General features: G+C 72.9%; 15 protein-coding genes and 1 riboswitch. Of the genes, 7 read left to right on the top strand and 8 right to left on the bottom strand.

Features of this window, described 5'->3' with window-relative positions:
- Positions 1-60: 60 nt before the first annotated feature.
- From FHS23_RS09380 to FHS23_RS09365, 4 genes are all read right to left on the bottom strand, one after another.
- On the bottom strand, positions 61-1,698 hold the full coding sequence (locus FHS23_RS09380) for an FAD-dependent monooxygenase (RefSeq protein ID WP_183651776.1): 1,638 nt from the start codon (positions 1,696-1,698) through the stop codon (positions 61-63).
- Positions 1,699-1,718: 20 nt separating this feature from the next.
- Positions 1,719-2,681, bottom strand: a complete 963-nt coding sequence (locus tag FHS23_RS09375) for an MBL fold metallo-hydrolase (RefSeq protein WP_183651773.1) — start codon at positions 2,679-2,681, stop codon at positions 1,719-1,721.
- Positions 2,682-3,128: 447 nt separating this feature from the next.
- Complete coding sequence (locus FHS23_RS09370) at positions 3,129-3,815, bottom strand: DUF2064 domain-containing protein (RefSeq protein WP_183651770.1); 687 nt, start codon at positions 3,813-3,815, stop codon at positions 3,129-3,131.
- Positions 3,812-4,447, bottom strand: a complete 636-nt coding sequence (locus tag FHS23_RS09365) for a glycosyltransferase (RefSeq protein ID WP_183653701.1) — start codon at positions 4,445-4,447, stop codon at positions 3,812-3,814. The genes FHS23_RS09370 and FHS23_RS09365 overlap by 4 nt, the downstream gene beginning before the upstream one ends.
- Before the next feature lie 249 nt (positions 4,448-4,696).
- Between FHS23_RS09365 and FHS23_RS09360 the strand changes: the two genes are divergently transcribed.
- From FHS23_RS09360 to FHS23_RS09350, 3 genes are read left to right on the top strand one after another with little or no spacing between them, the layout of a single operon-like run.
- Positions 4,697-6,067, top strand: coding sequence for a 6TM ABC transporter family protein (locus FHS23_RS09360; RefSeq protein ID WP_183651767.1), 1,371 nt, complete (start codon positions 4,697-4,699; stop codon positions 6,065-6,067).
- A 34-nt stretch (positions 6,068-6,101) separates the two neighbouring features.
- On the top strand, positions 6,102-6,857 hold the full coding sequence (locus FHS23_RS09355) for a response regulator transcription factor (protein ID WP_183651764.1): 756 nt from the start codon (positions 6,102-6,104) through the stop codon (positions 6,855-6,857).
- Entirely contained in the window at positions 6,854-7,900 is a 1,047-nt protein-coding gene (locus FHS23_RS09350; RefSeq protein ID WP_183651761.1) for a sensor histidine kinase, read from the top strand. Before FHS23_RS09355 ends, FHS23_RS09350 begins: the two co-directional genes overlap by 4 nt.
- A gap of 29 nt (positions 7,901-7,929) precedes the next feature.
- Here the strand turns inward: FHS23_RS09350 and FHS23_RS09345 are convergent, their stop codons facing one another.
- Positions 7,930-8,988, bottom strand: coding sequence for an NAD-dependent epimerase/dehydratase family protein (locus tag FHS23_RS09345; protein ID WP_183651758.1), 1,059 nt, complete (start codon positions 8,986-8,988; stop codon positions 7,930-7,932).
- A 363-nt stretch (positions 8,989-9,351) separates the two neighbouring features.
- Between FHS23_RS09345 and FHS23_RS23715 the strand changes: the two genes are divergently transcribed.
- Positions 9,352-10,758 carry a GH25 family lysozyme gene (locus FHS23_RS23715; protein WP_183651755.1) on the top strand — a complete coding sequence of 469 codons (1,407 nt, stop codon included), beginning with the start codon at positions 9,352-9,354 and terminating at the stop codon, positions 10,756-10,758.
- A gap of 273 nt (positions 10,759-11,031) precedes the next feature.
- On the opposite strand, the gene metE is transcribed toward FHS23_RS23715, so the two are convergent.
- From metE to FHS23_RS09325, 3 genes are all read right to left on the bottom strand, one after another.
- Positions 11,032-13,134 carry a 5-methyltetrahydropteroyltriglutamate--homocysteine S-methyltransferase gene (gene metE / locus FHS23_RS09335; protein WP_183651752.1) on the bottom strand — a complete coding sequence of 701 codons (2,103 nt, stop codon included), beginning with the start codon at positions 13,132-13,134 and terminating at the stop codon, positions 11,032-11,034.
- A 129-nt stretch (positions 13,135-13,263) separates the two neighbouring features.
- A riboswitch (cobalamin riboswitch) is annotated at positions 13,264-13,489 on the bottom strand.
- 125 nt (positions 13,490-13,614) lie between these two features.
- Positions 13,615-14,787: an acyl-CoA dehydrogenase family protein gene (locus FHS23_RS09330; RefSeq protein ID WP_183651749.1), complete on the bottom strand. Its 1,173-nt coding sequence runs from the start codon at positions 14,785-14,787 to the stop codon at positions 13,615-13,617.
- A 98-nt stretch (positions 14,788-14,885) separates the two neighbouring features.
- Positions 14,886-15,527, bottom strand: a complete 642-nt coding sequence (locus tag FHS23_RS09325) for a TetR/AcrR family transcriptional regulator (protein ID WP_343053783.1) — start codon at positions 15,525-15,527, stop codon at positions 14,886-14,888.
- A gap of 215 nt (positions 15,528-15,742) precedes the next feature.
- Here FHS23_RS09325 and FHS23_RS09320 point away from each other — a divergent pair, with 215 nt between their 5' ends.
- From FHS23_RS09320 to FHS23_RS09310, 3 genes are all read left to right on the top strand, one after another.
- Positions 15,743-18,046 carry a molybdopterin cofactor-binding domain-containing protein gene (locus FHS23_RS09320; protein ID WP_343053782.1) on the top strand — a complete coding sequence of 768 codons (2,304 nt, stop codon included), beginning with the start codon at positions 15,743-15,745 and terminating at the stop codon, positions 18,044-18,046.
- A 57-nt stretch (positions 18,047-18,103) separates the two neighbouring features.
- Positions 18,104-18,598: a (2Fe-2S)-binding protein gene (locus FHS23_RS09315; protein ID WP_183651743.1), complete on the top strand. Its 495-nt coding sequence runs from the start codon at positions 18,104-18,106 to the stop codon at positions 18,596-18,598.
- Between the two features lie 104 nt (positions 18,599-18,702).
- Complete coding sequence (locus tag FHS23_RS09310; RefSeq protein ID WP_183651740.1) at positions 18,703-19,293, top strand: TetR/AcrR family transcriptional regulator; 591 nt, start codon at positions 18,703-18,705, stop codon at positions 19,291-19,293.
- The last annotated feature ends 71 nt before the right edge of the window (positions 19,294-19,364 follow it).

The raw sequence follows: 19,364 nt of genomic DNA, 5'->3' as shown, positions 1-19,364 counted from the left end.
CCACCTCTGCGCGGCACAACGATCTCGCCCGCTCCGGATCACCGCGTGCGGCCCTCGTCGTCACCGGACGGCGGTACCGGCGCGGCCGCAGGCCCGGCGCAGCACCGGTCCGAGCTCCCGTGGGTCGGTGACCACCGCGGCGACGTAGGCGTCCGGACGCAGCACCCACAGGTCCCCGCGGCGCATGCCGAGCTCGGCCGCCACCGAGCCCGTCGGGTCGACCTCGTCGGCCGCGAGCACACGTACCGGGCCCGGCCCGACCGCCTCGTCCGGGTCGCCACCGTTCGTGTCCCCGTCGGTCAGCACCGTCCGCGCACCCGCCACATCGGACTCCGGTGCCGCCAGGACGAGGAAACCGGTGCGGGCCAGTTCCCGCAGGCGGGTGCACCCCGCGAGCGACACCGGCACGTCGGGCGCCAGGATGCCGGGCGCGGGCGTCGGTACGGTCGCGCGCGGCGGCCTGCCCACGAACGGACGCGTGCCGTCGGCGGTGGTCAACGGCGAGGCGACGTACCAGAACGGCTCCGCCAGCCTGCCGGAGTCGACCTGCGCCCGCAGCCCGGGATCGGACGCCGCGCCGATCAGCACGGCCTCGCGCCTGCGACGTCCCTCGTCGTCGTGCGGCACGAGGAAATCCATCGTCGCCGTCGTCACCGCGAGGTTCTCGGTCGCCGCGGCGTGGCGCTCGGCGTGATAACTCTCCAGCAGCTCGTCCCCGGCCCAGCCCCGCAACACCCACGCGAGCTTCCACGCGGCGTTGTCGGCGTCCCCGACACCCGAGTTCAAGCCCCGCGCGCCGAACGGAGCGTACAGGTGGGCGCAGTCGCCGGCCAGCAGCACCCGGCCGACCCGCATCCGGTCCACCACGCGGGAGTGGAACCGGTACACCGACGTCCACACGACCTCGTAGTCGACGTCGCCGACGATCGCCCGGATGCGTTCGTCCAGCGCGCCCGACTCCCGCTCCGCGTCGGGGTCGTAGTCCTCGGGCACCTGCCAGTCGATGCGGAACGTACCGCCGGGACACGGGTGGATCAGCACCTGCCTGCCCGGGTTCCACGCCGGGTCGAAGTAGAACCTGCGCTCGTCGGCCCAGCCGGGCAGGTCGGCGCGGATGTCACAGATGAGGAACCGGTCGTCGAACGACCGGCCGCCGAAGGTGACGCCGAGCGCCCGGCGGACGGCCTCCGCACGGGCCCCGGCGCAGGCCACCGCGTACGCGGCGCGCACGTCCCGCCCGCCCGCGCAGCGGACCGTCACCCCGGACCCGTCCTGGTCGAGCCCGGTGACCTCGTGGTCCCACCGGACCTCGATCAGCGGTTGCCGCGCGATCTCCTCGTCGAGGATCTCCTCGACCCGCGCCTGCGAGATGTTGACGAACGGCGGGAACTCGGACACCCCGGCGTCGGGCAGCCGGTCGGCGAACAGTTCCCGGTCACGGTGGAACGTCCTGGCGGTGCGCCACGTCAGCCCCTCGGCCGCGATGCGCCGTCCGCCGCCGGCGAACTCCCACACGTCGAGCACGTCGCGCTGTTGGCAGATCGCCTTCGAGCCGACCGCGTCCCGCTCCGGCCTGCCGTCGAGCAGCACGACGCGCACGCCCCGGCGGGCCAGCAGGAGGCTCGTCGTCTGTCCGACCGGGCCTCCGCCGATCACCGCGACACCGCCGGTGGCGACCGCATCGTCGAGGTCCGCCACGGCTCCTCCCTCCGTCGCGCTCAGTCCTGCAGGCGGTCCCACACCTCGCGGTCGCGCTCGGCCGTCCAGATCACCGGGCGGTCCACCCCGGACAGTTCGTCCCAGAGCCGGGAGACGTCGAACGGCAGGCAGTGTTCGAAGATCGGCCAGTGCCCGTAGCCCGGTGCCAGGGCGGCGTGGGTTCGGTCGAAGGCCTCCTTGAGCGTCCCTCCGGCCCCGTGCACCGCGCTCACCTCGCGGATCATGACGGTGAGGAACTCGCGGGTCTGGGCGATGGCGGCGTCGACGGCACGGCGGCCCCTGGTCACCCCGCCGCGGCCGCCGACCAACTGCTCCGCGCCGTAGGCGGCCACCCGGTCCAGGGTGGACGACGCCCATTCGCGGTGGAACGCGTCGCCGGTGTAGAGCGCGGCCTCGGCCTCGACGAGGTCGCCCGCGAAGAGGATCCGCTGCCGCGGCAGCCACGCCACGAGATCGCCCTCGGTGTGCCCGCGGCCGCAGTACTCGAGCACCAGGTCGCCGCGGTCGCCGCCGAGGTCGATGGTCAGCCGGTCGGAGAAGGTCAGCGTCGGCCACGTCAGCCCCGGCACCGAGTCGGCGCCCTTGGCCAGCCGCGGCATGCGGCCGAACTCGCTCTCCCAGTCCTCGGCGCCGCGTTCCGCCACGAGGGCGCGGGTGTTGTCGTGGGCCACGACCACGTCGGCGTCGAACGCGGACGCACCGAGCACGCGCACCGCGTGGTAGTGCGACAGCACCAGGTACCGCACCGGCTTGTCGGTGTGCTCCCGCAACATCGCCAGCCATTCGCCGGCGACCACGGGCGTCGCCAGCGCCTCGAAGCAGACGACGAAGTCCTCGCCCTCGATCGCGCCGACGTTCGGATCGCCCTCCGCGGTGAGTGCGTACACGCCCTCGGCCAGCACCTCGAGCGTCCGTTCCTTCTCGTCGAGGTCCGCCGACGAGGCGAATGCCTTCTGGGCCACGCTGCCCCTCCAGGTCGCGCCGGTGCCCACGGAAGCGGGCACACTCGGTTCGCGGCGACGGTAGCGCCGCCGCGGCCGGAGCGACAAGCCTCCGCCGGACGGACGTCCGCCGCCGTCAGTGCCGCGCGGGCGGCTCGCCTCGCGGACCGGGTTCCCCGCGACCGGCTACTCCGCCGCGACCGGGAGCCCGGCCCGTTCCGGGGCCGGCGGGCATTTGCCGGACCGGCAGGGTTTCCGCAGCTCCGCGAACCACCTGCCGGCGTGACCGACCACCCAGTCCAGCCGCAGGCTCGCCTCCGCCGCGATCTCGGTCGCGGCGTCGGCCGCGAGCCATGCTCGTCGCCGCGGCCGGGGTCGCGTGCCAGCGTTCGGCGGGCAGCGGGATGCGGGTGCCGTCGGCGACGTCGAACCACGCCCGTCCGCCCAGCAGTCCGGTCTCGAATCCGTTCACCGTGTCCCCTCCCCCGGGGACACACCGAGTTCCGCCGCCACGGCGCGGGCGAACCGGCCGTCCGGCACCGTGCGTGCGACCGCGCGGGCGTCGGCGGCGGTATCCACATCGGACATCATGGGCAGGGACGCCACGTCGAGGCCGCGGCCGACCAGTGCCGTGCGGGTCGCACGTGCCGTGTCCGCCGTGGACATCGGGACGTCGGCCAGGACCGTGGCGTGCCGCGGGTCCCGCAGCGCGAGCGCCCACCAGCCACCGTCCGGCGCAGGTCCGAGCGCTGCGCCGGCGGTGCCCAACCGGGACAACGCCGACGCGAGCAATGCCGGGGTGACCTGCGGACTGTCCATCCCGATCTGCACCACCGGTGCGCCAGCGTGCCGCGCGGCCACGTCGGAGTGGGCCGCGGCGAGCCGCTCGGCGAACCCGGAGCCCCGCTGGCCGAACACCTCGCACCGGCCCAGCAGCGCTTTCAGCTCGGCGCGCTCCTCCGCGGCGTCGACGTCGCCGGTGAACGCGACGGCGGTCGCCGCGGCCGGGGTGCGCAACGCCGCGTCGAGGGTGTCCAGCAACGACGCCGCGGCCACGCGTGCCGCGGCGACGGCACCGGTGGACGCCGCGAGCCGGGTCTTCGCCGCTCCCGCGACCGGGGCCTTCGCGACGACGAGCACGATCCCGTCGCTCACAGGACCCTCGCCATGTCGCGGACCGCCCGCCAGGTGCCGCGCACCGAACCCGTCACCTTGCTGCGCGTCCCCGCGGCCCGTTCGTGGTAGTCGACCGGCCGTTCCACCACCGACCAGCCCGCTTCCGCCGCCCGCAACAGCACTTCGAGCGGGTAGCCGAACGCCCGGTCCCGCACGTCCAGCTGCAGCAGGGACGCCCGGTGCGCCGCGCGGACCGGGCCGAGGTCGGTCACGGGCACGCCGCGCCGCCGGAGCACCGCCGCGATCATCCGGTTTCCCGCGCGTGCGTGCCACGGCCAGGCCGCGGCGGTCACGGGCCGCCGTGCTCCCACGACGAGCCGGTCCGGAGTCACGACCGCGACCAGGTCGGGCAGCAGGGCGGCGTCCAGCGAACCGTCGGCGTCCATCACGCACACGATGTCGGCCGACGCCGCGAGGAGTCCGGTGTGGACGGCCGCGCCGTAGCCCGGCCGGACCTCGGTGACGACGGCCGCGCCGTGGTCGCGCGCCACCGACGCCGAGCCGTCGGTCGAGCCGTTGTCCACCACGAGCGCGCGGTACCCGGCGGGAAGGCGGGCCAGCACCCGAGGCAACGCCGCGGCCTCGTTGAGGCACGGCAGCACCACGTCCACGGTCGCGGACTCACCGCCGTGTCGGTCGTCGCCGCCGGCGTCCGCCGGGCCGGTCGGGACCCGCTCGCCGTTCTCATCTCTGTCGTCGTCCACCTCTGCGACGCTAGGCCGCGCGGGCGGGGTGCGAAAACCGCACGGCGGCTTACGAAAGGCTGACGTGGCCGCGGCCGGACCCGACGTCTTACAAAGTCCTGACGTCGCGCCGCGTCGGCTGCGCCGCCGGTGACCGCCCCGTTAGATTCGACGGCGATGACCGCCGACCCGCGTGCCGAGGGGCCCGGCTCCCCCACCCGGAGCCGGGCCGTGCCACCCGCCGATCTCGTCGCCGCCGCGGTCGTCGTCGCACTGGTCGGGGTGTCGGTGGCCGGCACCCTCTGGTGGAACCCGGCACGGCAGCTCGGCCCGAACTCGTTCAAGGGGGCGCCGGACGATTTCGGCGAGTGGCCGATCATCGGCGCGCCGTACGGGCACATCGGGCCGGGCACGGTCCCCGCCGCAGTGCTGGCACTCCTCGCCGTCGTCTACGGACCCTCGCTCGCCGCCCGGCTGCCGTGGCGCCGGGCGCTGCTGCTCGGCTATGTCGCGTCGGTTGGCTGGATCACCTCGCTCGCGCTCGTGGACGGCTGGCAGCGGGGATTCGCGAACCGGCTCACCCCCGGCACCGAGTACCTCGCCGAGGTTCCCGGCATCACCGACATCCCCGCGATGCTCGCCGGGTTCACCGACCGCATCGCGCACGGCCGACCCGACTCGTGGACGGTGCACGTGGCCGGCCATCCACCCGGCGCCACGCTGGTGTTCGTCTGGCTCGACCGCATCGGTCTCGGCGGCGGCGTCGCCGCGTCGACCGTGTGCGTGCTGGCGGGTGCGCTCGTGGCGGTGGCCGTCCCGGCGACGGTGTCGCTGCTCGGTCATCCCGACCGTGCCCGCGTCGCGTTGCCGCTGCTGGTGCTGTTCCCGGGCGCGGTGTGGCTCGGCGTCTCCGCCGACGCACTGTTCGCCGGGGCGACCGCCACCGGGATCGCACTGCTGGCGCTCGCCACGGTGCGCCACGTGGCGTGGGCCGTGCCCGCGGGCGCGATCCTCGGGTTCGGCATCTTCCTCTCGTACGGGCTGATCACGCTGGGGGCCGTCGCGTTGGCCGTCGTGGTCGCGACCCGCGCCTGGCGGGCGCTCGGCCTCGCCGTGGCCGCCGCGCTCGCCGTCGTCGGGGTGTTCGCGCTGACCGGGTTCTGGTGGCTGGACGGTTACCACGCCGTGGTCGACCGGTACTACGAGGGCATCGCCGCCGACCGACCGTACTCGTTCTGGGTGTGGGCCAACCTGGGCTGTCTCGCGCTCGCCACCGGACCGGCGATCGGGCCCGCACTCCGCCGGGCCGGGTGCGCCGTGCGCACCGCACCCCGGCTCGTCGCCGTGGTCGCCGGTGCGGTCGTGACCGTGGTCGCGGCCGACCTGTCGGGGCTGTCCAAGGCCGAGGTCGAACGCATCTGGCTGCCCTTCGCCGTCTGGCTGCTCGCCGCCGCGGCCTTCCTGCCGGCCCGCAGCGCGCGCTGGTGGTTGACGTTGCAGGCCGTTACCGCACTCGCGGTGAACCATCTGTTCCTGACGAACTGGTGACGCGCCGCCGCGCGTCACCCGACCGAGGAGTGCCATGACCCCGACCGGGAGTTCCTCTTCAGGCGCCGATGCTCCGGCAGGAGTCGCGGGCACGGTGCTCGTCGTCGACGACGACACAACGGTCCGCGACGTGGTCCGCCGGTACCTCGAACTCGCCGGCTACACCGTCACTCCGGTCGGCACCGGGCGCGAGGCGCTGCAGGCCCACCGGGAGCGGCCCGCCGACCTCGTCGTGCTCGACCTGATGCTCCCGGACCTCGACGGGCTCGAGGTGTGCCGCCGCATCCGCACGGGAACCGAGGCCTCCGACGTGCCCGTCGTGATGCTCACCGCCCTCGGCGAGGAGGAGAACCGGATCGCGGGCCTGCAGCTCGGCGCGGACGACTACGTGACGAAACCGTTCAGCCCGCGCGAGCTCGCGCTGCGCGTGACGTCGGTGCTGAGGCGGGCAGGGCCGCACGCCGACGCGGGTGGGTCCGCGGCCGTGGTGACCGACGGACCGCTGACACTCGACCCGGCCGCCCGCACCGCGACGCTGCGCGGCACCGGCCTCGCTCTGACGGCGCGCGAGTTCGACCTGTTGTGGTTCTTCCTCACCCATCCCGGCACCGCGTTCAGCAGGCAGCAGCTCCTGGAGCGGGTGTGGGGCTGGGACTTCGGCGATCAGTCCACCGTGACCGTCCACGTGCGACGGCTGCGGGAGAAGATCGAGCGGGTCCCCGCCGAACCCGCTCGGATCGCCACCGTCTGGGGCGTCGGCTACCGCTACGACGCGGGACTCGGCTCATGATCACCGCGGACGAGTCCTTCGCGGCGATGCTGGAACACGCGCTGCACATCCTGCCGGTGGCGCTCGCACTGGTCGTCCCGGTGGTCCTCGCGGGCGCGCTCGTGCTCCGCGCCGTACGCCGTCGCACCCTGGCGACGACCATGACCGTGCTGGTGCTGATCCCGGTCGCGGCCATGTTCGCGGGCGTGCTCGGCGTCAGCGGCTTCATGTTCGACGCCACCCTCGCCACGATGTGGCTCGTCTGCCTGCTGGTGGCGCTGGTGACCGTGCCCCTCGCCGTCCTGTTCGGACGGCTCATCGCCCGTCGCAGCGTGTGGGAACGCGAGGCCCGCCGCCGGGAACGCGCCGCGGAGGAGTCGCGCCGCGAACTCGTGGCGTGGATCAGCCACGACCTGCGGAGCCCGCTGTCCGGCATTCGCGCGATGGCCGAGGCGCTGTCCGACGGCGTCGTCAGCAAACCCGAGGAGGTGGCCGACTACGCGGGCAGGATCGGCGCCGAGAGCGCGCGGCTGTCCGGCATGGTCGACGACCTGTTCGAACTGTCGCGGATCACGGCCGGCGCGCTCCGCCTCACGTTCGCAGCGGTGCCGCTGCGCGACGTCGTCGGGGACGCGTTGGCCGCGCAGGGGCCGGCCGCCCGGCGGAAACGGATCCGGGTCCACACCGACGCGCCGGTCTGGCCGGTTGTCCTCGGCAGCGACCCCGAGCTGGGGCGCGTCGTGCGCAACCTGCTGGCCAACGCGATCCGTCACACCCCGCACGACGGCACCGTCGTGGTGCACGCCGGTGTCGACGCCGATCAGGGTGTGCTCGCGGTCGACGACGCCTGCGGCGGCATCACCGAGGCCGAGCTGCCGAAGGTGTTCGACGTGGCCTACCGCGGCACGGTCGCGCGCACGCCGGAGTCCGGGGACCAGCCCGCAGGGGCCGGCCTCGGACTGGCCATCGCGAAGGGGCTGGTGGAGGCACACTCGGGCCACATCGACGTGCGCAACCACGGGCCGGGCTGCCGGTTCGAGATCCGGCTTCCGCTCGCGACCTGAGCCGCACTCCCTCACCGCCGCGAAGCCGCTCAGCCGAGGCCCGCCGACGAGCGGAGCGGGTCGGTGGCGAACGCCGCCACACCGGAGCTGAACGACACGGCCGCGGCGAAGCCGAGGAGTTCCTTCGCCCGCACCGGGTCCGCGACGACGTGCCGCACGTCGCCCGGCCGGGCCCCGCCCGCGATCCGCGGCGCCGGACCGCCCATGACGCGCGTCAGCTCCGCCGCGAGCTCGCCCACCGTGTGCGGCTCGCCGGAACACACGTTGACCGGGGTGAGGCCCGCGGTCGGCCGTTCCACCGCGAGTGCGTTGGCCAGCGCCACGTCCCGCACGTGGACGAAGTCCCGTCGCTGCGCGCCGTCCTCCAGCACCACCGGAGCCTCGCCCCGTTCCAGCCACGACCGGAACAGCGACGCCACGCCCGCGTACGGGGTGTCGCGCGGCATCCTCGGGCCGTACACGTTGTGGTACCGCAACGCCCACACGTCACCGCCGGTCTGCCGTGCCCACGCACTCGCGAGGTGTTCCTGCGCGACCTTCGACGCCGCGTAGACGCTGCGCGGGTCCAGCACGGAGTCCTCCGGCACGAGCACGGGCGCCAGGTCGGCGCCGCATCGGGGGCACGGAGGTTCGAACCGGCCCGCGGCGACCGCAGCGGCGTCCCGCGGCCCCGGCGGTGTCGGGCCGTGTTCCGGGCAGGTGTACCGGCCCTCGCCGTAGACCACCATCGACGACGCCAGCACCAGCCTCCGCACCCCGGCCCGATACATCGCGGCCAGCAGCACCGCGGTGCCGTGGTCGTTGTGTCCGGTGTAGCGGGGCGCGTCGGACGGGTCGAGTCCGTGCCCGACGACGGCGGCCTGGTGGCACACGACATCCACATCGGACAGCACGGAGTCCAGCACCTCGGCCGAGCGCACGTCGCCCAGCACCGTGTCGTACCCCCGCACCCAGACGGGCGGTTCGTCACCACCGTGGGCCGTGTCGACGAGCGCGTCGAGCAGCCGCACCTCGTGGCCACGCTCGGTCAGAACGTCCGCCACGTGCGATCCGACGAAGCCGGCGCCACCGGTGATGAGAACACGCATGCCGCCACCGTAGGAGCGCCCGCGGGCCGATGCCCGCACTCCGTCCGGATGTCACGAATCCGTCAGAACCGGCCCGGCCCGCGGGACGACCCGGACCCGTACCTCCGATGAGACGACATCCCGTCCCCTCGTAGGCGTCACCCGCCCAGGTGAGTTCGGCTGCACTGCGCCATTTCTGGAGGTCACCTGACCTGCGTAAACCTCAGAAGTCACACCCACCACACCCGACCCACATGTTTACACCAGCACCATGGGAACCGATCCTGGGGGCGCTTGTGCAGACCAGGGCCGCGCGCATGCCGAGTGCGGTCCGAACCGAATACCGCGCCGGGTTCCGCCCGCGCGCGGCGTGGGAGGAACACGATGCCGGCGAACGGCCTGCGCACCGCCTCGCGGATCTCGTTGACCCTGGCCGCGCTGGCGGCGATGCTGCTCGGTTCGCTGACGCTGCTGGGCGGCTCGCGCGCCGCCGCCGCGCCCGACGGCGTGCCCGGGATCGACGTCTCGGGACACCAGCGGAACGTGAACTGGCAGCACGCGTGGAACACCGGCGCGCGGTTCGCCTACATCAAGGCCACCGAAGGAACCGGGTTCACGAACTCGTACTTCGGTCAGCAGTACAACGGCGCCTACGACGTCGGCATGATCCGCGGCGCGTATCACTTCGCGCGCCCGGACGTCGGCCCCGCGGCACCCCAGGCCGACTACTTCATCGCGAACGGCGGCGGCTGGTCGGCCGACGGCAAGACGCTGCCGCCGCTGTTGGACATGGAGTACAACCCGTACGGCAGCGACCCCTGCTACGGCCGGTCGCACGACAGCATGGTCCGGTGGATCGAGAACTTCTCCGAGCGGATCCACGACAAGACCGGTCGCTGGCCGATGATCTACACGACCACGAGCTGGTGGAAGACCTGCACGGGCAACACTGCCCGCTTCGGCAGCGATCATCCGTTGTTCATCGCCCGCTATAACGAGCGCGTCGGCGAGCTGCCCGGCGGGTGGGGGCACTACACGATCTGGCAGTACAACGACCACGGTCCGATGCCCGGCGACCAGAACACGTTCAACGGCTCGATGGACCAGCTCAAGCGTCTCGCCGCTGGTGACGGGGACGGGGACCGTACGCCCGAACCCGAGCCGAAGCCGGAACCGAAACCCAAGCCGGAGCCCGAACCGGAGCCGAAACCGGAGCCCGAACCGAAACCGGAGCCCGAACCGAAACCCAGCCCGAAGCCGGAACCCGAACCGTCGCCGGAGCCGGAACCCGAACCGTCGCCGGAGCCGTCACCGGAGCCGGAACCCTCGCCGCAGCCGGAGTCCGGCGCCGAACCGGATCCGGCCACGCCCGAATCGCAGCAGGCCGGCACGCCGGACGGCCCGGCCGAGGACGACGCGGCGGACCGCGAGGAGTCGGCCGACCCGCAGGCCGGAGCCGGCGACGACGGCGCGGACACGCAGAAGCCGGACGCCGTCGCGGGCGAGAACGGCGGCCGGAACGAGGCCGCGTCCGGATCGGACGGCACCGACCGGCTCGCGGTCCACGAGGAGCCGGAGCGGGCCGCCGAGCAGGCTCCGCAGCAGTCCCCGCAGCCGCAGCAGCAGAAGTCCGGCGGCGACGTGACCGCGCAGAACGGTGGCCCGGACGAGCTCGCCGAGACCGGCGCGGCGCAGGACATGCCCCGCATGATCGTGTTCGCCGCGGCGATGATCGTACTGGGCCTGATCGTGCTGACGCTCACCCGCGCGCCCGCCCGTTCGCGGCGCTGAGCCCGTCACCGGTGGCTCGGTCCCGCGCTCGACAGGCGCGGGATCGAGCCACCGGTTCATGCCGGGGCGCGTTCGCCCTCCGACCACCGACCACGGACGCGGCCCCGGGCCGGCAGGCCCGCAACATCCCTGCCTGACGGAGTCGACACCGCGGTTACGCTTCGGGTTCGACGTGGACATCCTTGCCGTGCAGGGCATCGTCGTCGCGGCCACAGCCACGGCCACGGGCGTCAGGCCGCCTGCCCGCATTCGGCGACCAGGCTCCCACCCGGGCTACGACGACCGCCGGTCGGCCGCCTCCGGGTCCGACACGGCGTTGCGCCACATCGCCAGAACGTCGGCGTGGGCGCGGGTCACGCCGGCCCTCCCGGCACCGGTCGTCACGTCGGGGTCGAGCGCGGCGGTCGCCTCGAGCGTCTCGTCGAGACCCGCGTCGCCGAGGTCGGTGCGGATGCGCGTCGAGACCGCGACGCCCGACGTCGCCACCCGGAACGCCTCGGCGGCCCACGCCAGATGATCGCGCCGGGCGCGTTCGCGCAGCGGCTGTCGTCGCCACCACGCGCGCTCGTCCACCTGGATCTCGCGGATGCCCGCCGCTTCCAGGTCGCGCACCTCGTCGCGCAGGGCGAGCGCCAGTTGCGCCGCCGTGTCGACCACCGAGACGTCGTCGCGCACAAACGCGCACGCGAGCATCGCCGCAGGCCCGGGCAGTACGGCCTTCACAGCGGCCGTGGTGAGCCGCTGGGCGCCGGTGACCCACTCGACCGTCATCGGGGCGGGCCTGCTCACGTCCCCCACCACGATCGGCGGCCGAACGCAGTGGGCGCCGCTGTGCTGCACCCAGCCGTGGCGGGTCGATGCCATGCCCTCCAGCAGGCCCGCGACGAAGCGCACGAGTCCGTCGTGGCGCCGCTCGGCCACCGACGGCGCGGCGAGCTCCGCGGCCTGCGGACCGAGCGCCTCCTGCAGGCGCACGACGTCCTGCACACCCGCGCGCATCCGCTCGCGATAGTGTTCGTCGTCGCCGATCATGCCCGTGCGCGCCCACGCGTCGACCGCACCGAGCAACGGGTCGATCGGTTCCTCCGGCGACCGGCTGGTTCGATCCTGTGCCGCCCGCCGGGTGCCGTACGGGGGCCGCCGCAGATGCGCGGGCCGCAGTGTCGCCAACCGGGCCCGCACGCCGCGATCGGTCGGCGGTGACGCCCGGCGCGCGGCGAGCACCTCGCGCCCGCGGGTCAGCTCGCGTGCCACGACGTCCGGACCGCGGCGCAGGGCCGCACCGAGGGTCACGACCTCCCTCACCTTCTGCCGGGCGAACGCGAGCGACGGCACGATCTGCGGGTCCAGTGCCGGCTCCCGGTCCACGTCGTAGGGCACGTGCAGCAGCGAGCAGGACGTGCTCACCGCCACCTCCCGTGCCGACCCGAGCAGGGTGGCCGCCGTGACCAACGCCGTGTCGAGGTCGGTGCGCCACACGTTGCGCCCGTCGACCAGGCCCGCCACGAGGGTCTTGTCCAGCAGTCCCGGCGTGCCGACGACGGTGTTCGCCGTGGACGTCTCCGAGACGAGATCGACCGCGATGCCCTCCACCGGGGTGGCGGCCAGTGCGCCGAGTGCCTCGCGGGGATCGCCGTACGGCACGGCCGCCAGCAGTGCCGGTCTACGTGCCCGCGCGGCCAGAACGTCGTAGGCGTCGCGCAGCGCGTCACGCTCGGCCCCGGTGCGGTCGGTGGCGAACGCGGGTTCGTCGAGCTGCACCCACTCGGCTCCCGCGGCGTCCAAGTCGCGGAGCAGCACGGCGTACACGCCGAGCAGGTCGCCGAGCCGATCCAGGGGCCGGAAGCCCGCGGGCGAACCCGGCGCCGGGACACACGACAGCAGGAACGTCACAGGCCCGAGCAGCACCGGCCGGGTGGTCACGCCCAGCCGCAGCGCTTCGAGAAAGTCCCGCACCGGCGTGAGATCGGCGACGGTGAGCGGGGTGTCGGGGCCGATCTCCGGCACGACGTGGTGGTACTGCGTGCCGAACCAGGGCGCCGTGCCCAACGGCGCCGCCGCATCGGTCCCCCTTGCCATGGCGAAGTAGGTGTCCAGCGGGCCGAGTCCCAGTGCGCGGAACCGGTCCGGCACTGCGCCCGCCATCACGGCGGTGTCGAGCACGTGGTCGTAGTACGAGAACGTGCCGCCCGGCACGGAGTCGAGCCCCGCGGCGGACAACTCCCGCCACGTGCGGGCCCGCAGTTCCCGGGCGACGGCGCGGAGTTCGGACTCGTCGGTGCGGTGGGTCCAGTAGCGTTCGAGTGCCCGCGGCAACTGCCTGCCGGGGCCGATGCGGGGATATCCCAGGACGGTGGAACCGATGCTGCCGGTCAATGCTCTCTCCTCGCGAGCTCGTCGACACGGGCGCCGACGGTCTCGAGGGAGCTGCGCAGTCCGGCCGGGCACACGCCCGGCCCATCCGCCCGGTCCACCCGCGAGACCTCGGAACCCGCGCACACCGGTGTGGTGCGCGCGCCGGTGGCAGGTCTTCGGACTCGCGGGCGATCCCGGCCGTGGCCGGGGGCCTACTGGCCGTCGCTTCCCGGACTCGTCGCGTCCAGTGCCGTTGACGGCGGTCGTTCCCGCTCACCGCTGCGGGGCAGTCCCGGATTCGCACCGGGTTCCCTCTTGCCTCACCCGCAGGCCCGGTCGGGCCGTACGCGGGTGAACCACCAGCACGGCCACCCTATCCCCGTGCGCGCCACGGCCGCGCGGACCGGCGGCACGGCCCGGCCCGCGGCGCGCCCCGTGGACCGGCGCCTGCCTGCGACGCCGCCACTGGTCGAGACCTCGCTCACAGCCGCGCCCGCCTCGTCACCGGAAGGCCGACTGCCCCGTCAGCGTCTGTCCGATGACGAGCTGGTGCACCTCCGACGTGCCTTCGTAGGTCAGGACCGATTCGAGGTTGTTGGCGTGCCGGAGCACGGGATACTCGAGGCTGATGCCGTTGGCGCCGAGGAGCGTCCGGCATTCGCGCGCGATCGCGATCGCCTCGCGCACGTTGTTCAGCTTGCCGGTACTGACCTGCTCGGACGTGAGCGTGCCCGCGTCCTTGAGGCTGCCGAGGTGCAGCGCCAGCAGCATGCCCTTGCCGAGTTCGAGGCTCATGTCGGCGAGTTTGAGCTGCGTGGCCTGGTACGAGGCCAGGGGCTTGCCGAAGATGTCGCGTTCCTGCGTGTAGGCGATCGCCGTCTCGAGGCAGTCGCGGGCCGCGCCGAGCGCGCCGAACACGATCCCGTAGCGGGCCTCGTTCAGGCACGACAGCGGGCCGGACAGCCCCCGTGCTTCGGGCAGCATCGCCGACGCGGGCAGCCGGACGTCGTCGAGCACGAGCTCGCTGGTCACCGAAGCGCGCAGTGACAGCTTCTTCGTGATCTCCGGAGCCGAGAACCCCGGCGTGTCGGTGGGGACGACGAACCCGCGGATCTTGTCGTCGGTCTGGGCCCACACGACGGCGACGTCGGCCACGGAACCGTTGGTGATCCACATCTTCGTGCCGTTGAGCACCCAGTCCTCCCCGTCGCGCCGCGCGTACGTGCGCATGTCGCCCGGATTGGATCCGAAGTCCGGCTCGGTCAGACCGAAGCAGCCGATCGCCTCGCCCGCGGCCATGCGCGGCAGCCACTCCTGCTTCTGTTCCTCCGAACCCCAGCGCCAGATCGCGAACATGGCCAGCGACCCCTGCACCGACACGAGGCTCCGCAGGCCCGAATCGGCCGCCTCGAGCTCCATGCACGCCAGGCCGTAGGCGGTGGCGGTGGTGCCCGCGCACCCGTAGCCCTGCAGGTGCATCCCCAGCACTCCGAGATCGCCGAGTTCCCGGGCCAGCTCGCGCGCCGGGATCGACGCCTCGTCGAACCAGTCCGCCAGGTGCGGGCGGATCCGGTCCGCGGTGAACGCCCGCACCGTGTCGCGGATGGCCCTGTCGTCCTCGCCGATCAGGTCCTCGGTGCCGAACAGGCCGAGCGGTGTCTGTGTGCGGGGCATGCCGATCCTCTCGTCGTCTGCGTCTCCGGCGGGCGTCCCGGGCGGGCGTCACGGTGCCGCCCGCCCGGCCGTCATCGTGCCGTCGGCGCGCCGATGCGTCACCGGGGAGTCAGCAAGCACACGGCCGCGTGGACGGCCGATTCGACCACGACGTCGAGACTCCCGCCGTCCTCGACGGTCGTCGCCACGAGTTCGCGCAGCCCGCCGAGCAGGATGATCACACTCTCACGCGGCACCGGGGTGCCCGCGCCGCGGAGTTGCGCGCGCTGCCCGAGGCGCTGCGCCAGCGTCACGAAGCCGTCGAGCTGCATCCGCTGCAGCTGGCGTGCCTTGTCGCCGAGCGCAGGCACGTCCCTGATCCAGCTGACGACGATCGCCGGCTCGGCCTCGGCGTAGGCGAACCACGCTTCGACAGCGCTGCGCACCTGCTTGGACCACGGCTCCGTCTCGTCGACGGCCTCGGCGACGTAGCGGACCATCTCGCCCGTGGTCTCGGCCATCAGCGCCACGAAGCACTCGTCGCGGTCGGCGAAGTACTGGTAGAAGGTGCGGCGCGACGTCCGGGCGCGGCGCACGATCCCGCCCACGGTGGCGCTGCGGTAACTGCCTGCCGCGAGCTCGGCGGCCAGGCCGTCGAGCAGCCGTCTGCGGAAGGCCGCGGAACCGGAGCGCGGCTCACCGTCGCCGCGGGTTCCGTGCACCGCGCCGGTGGCCGCCGAGCTCGGCGCGGGCGCATTCACTGCGGCCGCGTCGCCGGGGGTCGCGCTGCTGGACGACAGTTCATGTCCCCTAACGGATGACGACGTTTGCCCCTCGATGGTACGCGTGTGTACCGTCCCGCTCCGGTACACACGCGTACCACGAACGGTGGATCAAGGACGGCGCCCGATCCGCGGCGCGTCCGTTCCCGAAACCGCCGCACCGCCGCACGAAACCACGCAAAGGAGCGTGCCTCGTGACCACCACGGACGGCCCGCACACGGTCAACCGGCGCAAGTTCATCGGTTATCTGCTCGGCGGTGCGACCGTCGTCGCCGCCGCCGACCTAGGACTGTTCGGCCGTGGCGCCACGGCCGACGCCGGCGAACTGCCGACCCTCCCCCAGCCGGCCGAGATCGCCGATCTCAGCGACCTGCTCACCCTCGCCGCCGCGCCGACGTCGCAACTGATCACCGTGACGATCAACGACGACGGCACGGCCTCGTTCGAACTGCCCCGCACCGAGGTCGGCCAGGGCATCACGACGGCGGCCGCGATGCTCATCGCCGAAGAGCTCGACCTGCCGGTCGACAAGGTCCACGTCACGCTGGCTCCCGCCAGGCCCGAGCTGCTGTTCAATCAGATCACCGGCGGGTCGAACACGATCCACGCGATGTACACGCCGATCCGCGTGGCCGCCGCGGTCGCGAAGGGTGCGCTGTTGCAGGCCGCCGCGACGGTACTCGGCGACAGCGCGAACAAGCTGACCTCGCACCTCGGCCACATCGTGGCGCCCGACGGCCGCCGCGTGGACTACGGCAGGCTCTCCGCCCTCGCGGCGAAGGAGGAGCCCGAAGCGGTCGAGGTCCAGCTCAAGGACGAGGGTTCCCACGGCGTCGTCGGCACGCCCGTCAACCGCATCGACGCGCTCGACGCCGTGACCGGTACCAAACGGTTCGCCACCGACCTCGACGTCGCCGACGCACTGCCGACGATGGTGTGCCGGGCCCCGACGCTCAACGGCACGCCGAACGCGGTGAACAACGCGGACGAGGTCCGCAACATGCCGGGTGTCACGCACGTGGCGACGATCCCGACCGGCGTCGCGGTGCGGGCCGCGACGTTCGGCCAGTGCATCGACGCCGTCCGCGCACTCGACGTGTCCTGGAAGGACGGTCCGGTCGCCGGCATGTCCGACGAGGACGCGCTCGCCGGTGTCCGCGCCGCCGAGGCGCCCGTCCCCGAGCTGCCCGCGGGCGAGACCGTCTCGGGCGACTTCACGTTCTGGTTCCGCAGCAACTCGGCGATGGACACCAACAGTGCGGTCGCCGACGTGCGTGACGGACGTGCCGAGATCTGGGCGAGCCTGAAGAACCCGAACGTCGCCCAGGGCCGTATCGCCGAAGCCGTCGGCGTTCCACTGAACAACGTGACGGTCCACGTGGTCCAAGGCGGTGGCTCGTTCGGCAGGCGGCTGTTCGACGAACCCGCGATCGAAGCGGCGCGGATCAGCCACACGATGGGCGTTCCGGTCAAACTCATGTGGCACCGCGCCGACGACGCCCGCGTCGGCCGGACCCATCCGCTCGCCACGTCCCGAATCCGCGCGAGCTACTCCGGTGACACCGTGCTCGGGTTCCAGCAGGCGCACACCAGCGTCGAGACCGACTTCCGGCACGGCCTCGGAGACATCATCACCGCCAAGGCCGCCGACCTGCCCGCGGGCCTGGGCAACCTCCCGTTCGCCCAGGTGATCTTCCACCTGACGACGATCCTGCCGTACGACTTCGGCGCCGTCGGCCAATCGCTGGTCGAGACCGACACGCGGTTCAACACCAGCTCGATGCGCAACATCTACTCCCCCGACGTCCGCACGGCGAACGAACTGATCGTCGACCGGCTCGCGCAGCGCATGGGCACGGATCCGCTCGAGTTCCGGCTCTCGCACCTGCGCAACGGCAGGCTCCGGACCGCGCTCGAGACGGCGGCCGAGAAGGCCGAGTGGGGCAAGGACCTGCCCGAAGGCGTGGCACAGGGCATCGGGGTGCACGTCGAGTACAAGGGCGTCACCGCCTGCATCATGGAGATCGACTGCCGCCCCGAGACGGTCAACCGCAAGGTCCGCAACGCCGTGACCGGACCGCGCGTCACGAAGGCGACGATGGTGATCGACTGCGGCAGGGCGATCAACCCGCGTGGGGTCGAGGCGCAGATGCAGGGCTGCGTCAACGACGGCATCGCGATGACGCTCACCAGCAGCCTCCACCTGCGCGACGGGCACTTCCAGGAAGCCAGCTGGGACAACTACTTCTACACCCGGCAGTGGAACACCCCGCCGGAACTCGACGTGGTCGTACTCGAGTCCACCGAACCGCCGGGCGGGGTCGGCGAGGCGGGTGTCGCCGCATCGGCCGCGGCGGCGGCGTGCGCCTACGCCCGCGCCACCGGCACGATGCCGACCGAGTTCCCGATCAACCACCAGACGCTGTCGTTCGAGCCGAAGCCGTACACACCGCCGGTGCCGCAGTCACCGACCGACGGCCTCGAGCACACCTACTGAGCACACCTACTGAGCACACCTTCTTTCCAGCACCGATGGGAAACACGGAGACCCCAGATGCCTGAACAGACTTTCGTCGTCAACGGTGAGCGGGTGACGGTCGACGTCGAGGACAACGTGCGTGTGCTGTGGGTGCTGCGCGACCTGCTCGGCGTCACCGGCCCGAAGTACGGCTGCGGCATCAACGTCTGCAAGGCGTGCACGTCGCACATCAACGGCAAGGCGTTCAACCCGTGCGCCGTACCGGTCGGCGACCTGTCCGCCGACGACGAGGTGACCACCATCGAGGGCCTGCCCGCGCAGGCCGCCGAGGAGGCGCGCGGGGACCACGGTCTGCACCCGATGCAGGAGGCGTGGCTCGAACGGGACGTCGTCCAATGCGGCTATTGCCAGCCGGGCCAGATCATGGCCGCGGTCGCGCTGGTGCGCAAGGTCCGCGACGAGGGCAGGACGATCACCGACGCCGACCTCGACGGCATCCGCAACATCTGCCGCTGCGGCACCTACACGCGCATTCGCGAGGCCATCCGGGACGGCGAAACGCGCATGTGAGCGTCACCGGGCCGCCCCGGAAGGCCCGGCTGGAGGCTGCGACGCCCCGGCCGGGCCTTCCGGGCGCGCACGGAAGGCCCGGCCCGGTACAGTGCAGGATCGGCATGAGTGAGCACAACGATCCGGCGCGCGCGACCCGCCGCAGTGGTGAGGAGCTGCGGGAGGCGATTCTCGACGCCGTGCTGTGCGAGCTGTTCGACCGCGGCTACGCCGGCCTCACCTTCGACGGTGTCGCGCACCGCGCGCACACGAGCAAGCCGGTGATCTACCGCCGGTACGCGACCCGGGCGCAGATGGTCCTGGACGCGCTCATCCGGCACGCGCCCGCCGATCTGCCCTCGGACAGTGCGGGCGATCTCCGCTCCGATCTGATGGCGCTGGGTCTCGCGCTCGGCAGACGGTTCGAGCAGATCGGCATCACCACCGTGCGGCGGCTCATCGCCGACGTGGACGACGACCTGTTGCCGCAGCTCGCCGAGCTCGCCGCCGCCCCTGCTGAACAAGCCCTGCAGCGGGTGCTGGACGCGGCGCGAGCGCGGGGCGAACTCGGCCCGGAGCCCCTGCCGGAACGGATCGCGATGTTGCCGCTGGCGCTGTGGCACCACGAGATGCTGTTCATCGGGCACGTCGACGAGGCCGCCGTCGCCGACATCGTCGACCGCATCTGCCTGCCCCTGCTGACGCGCCGGGTCTGAGCCGACGCGAGCGCTCCCCGACACGGCGGAGCCCCTCGGCCACCGAAGTGCCCGAGGGGCTCCCGTCCGCC

It is taken from the genome of Prauserella isguenensis (assembly GCF_014191605.1).
Lineage (GTDB): Bacteria > Actinomycetota > Actinomycetes > Mycobacteriales > Pseudonocardiaceae > Prauserella > Prauserella isguenensis.
The sequence above is the reverse complement of the archived record's forward strand: the minus strand, read 5'-3'. Positions and strand labels throughout refer to the sequence as shown.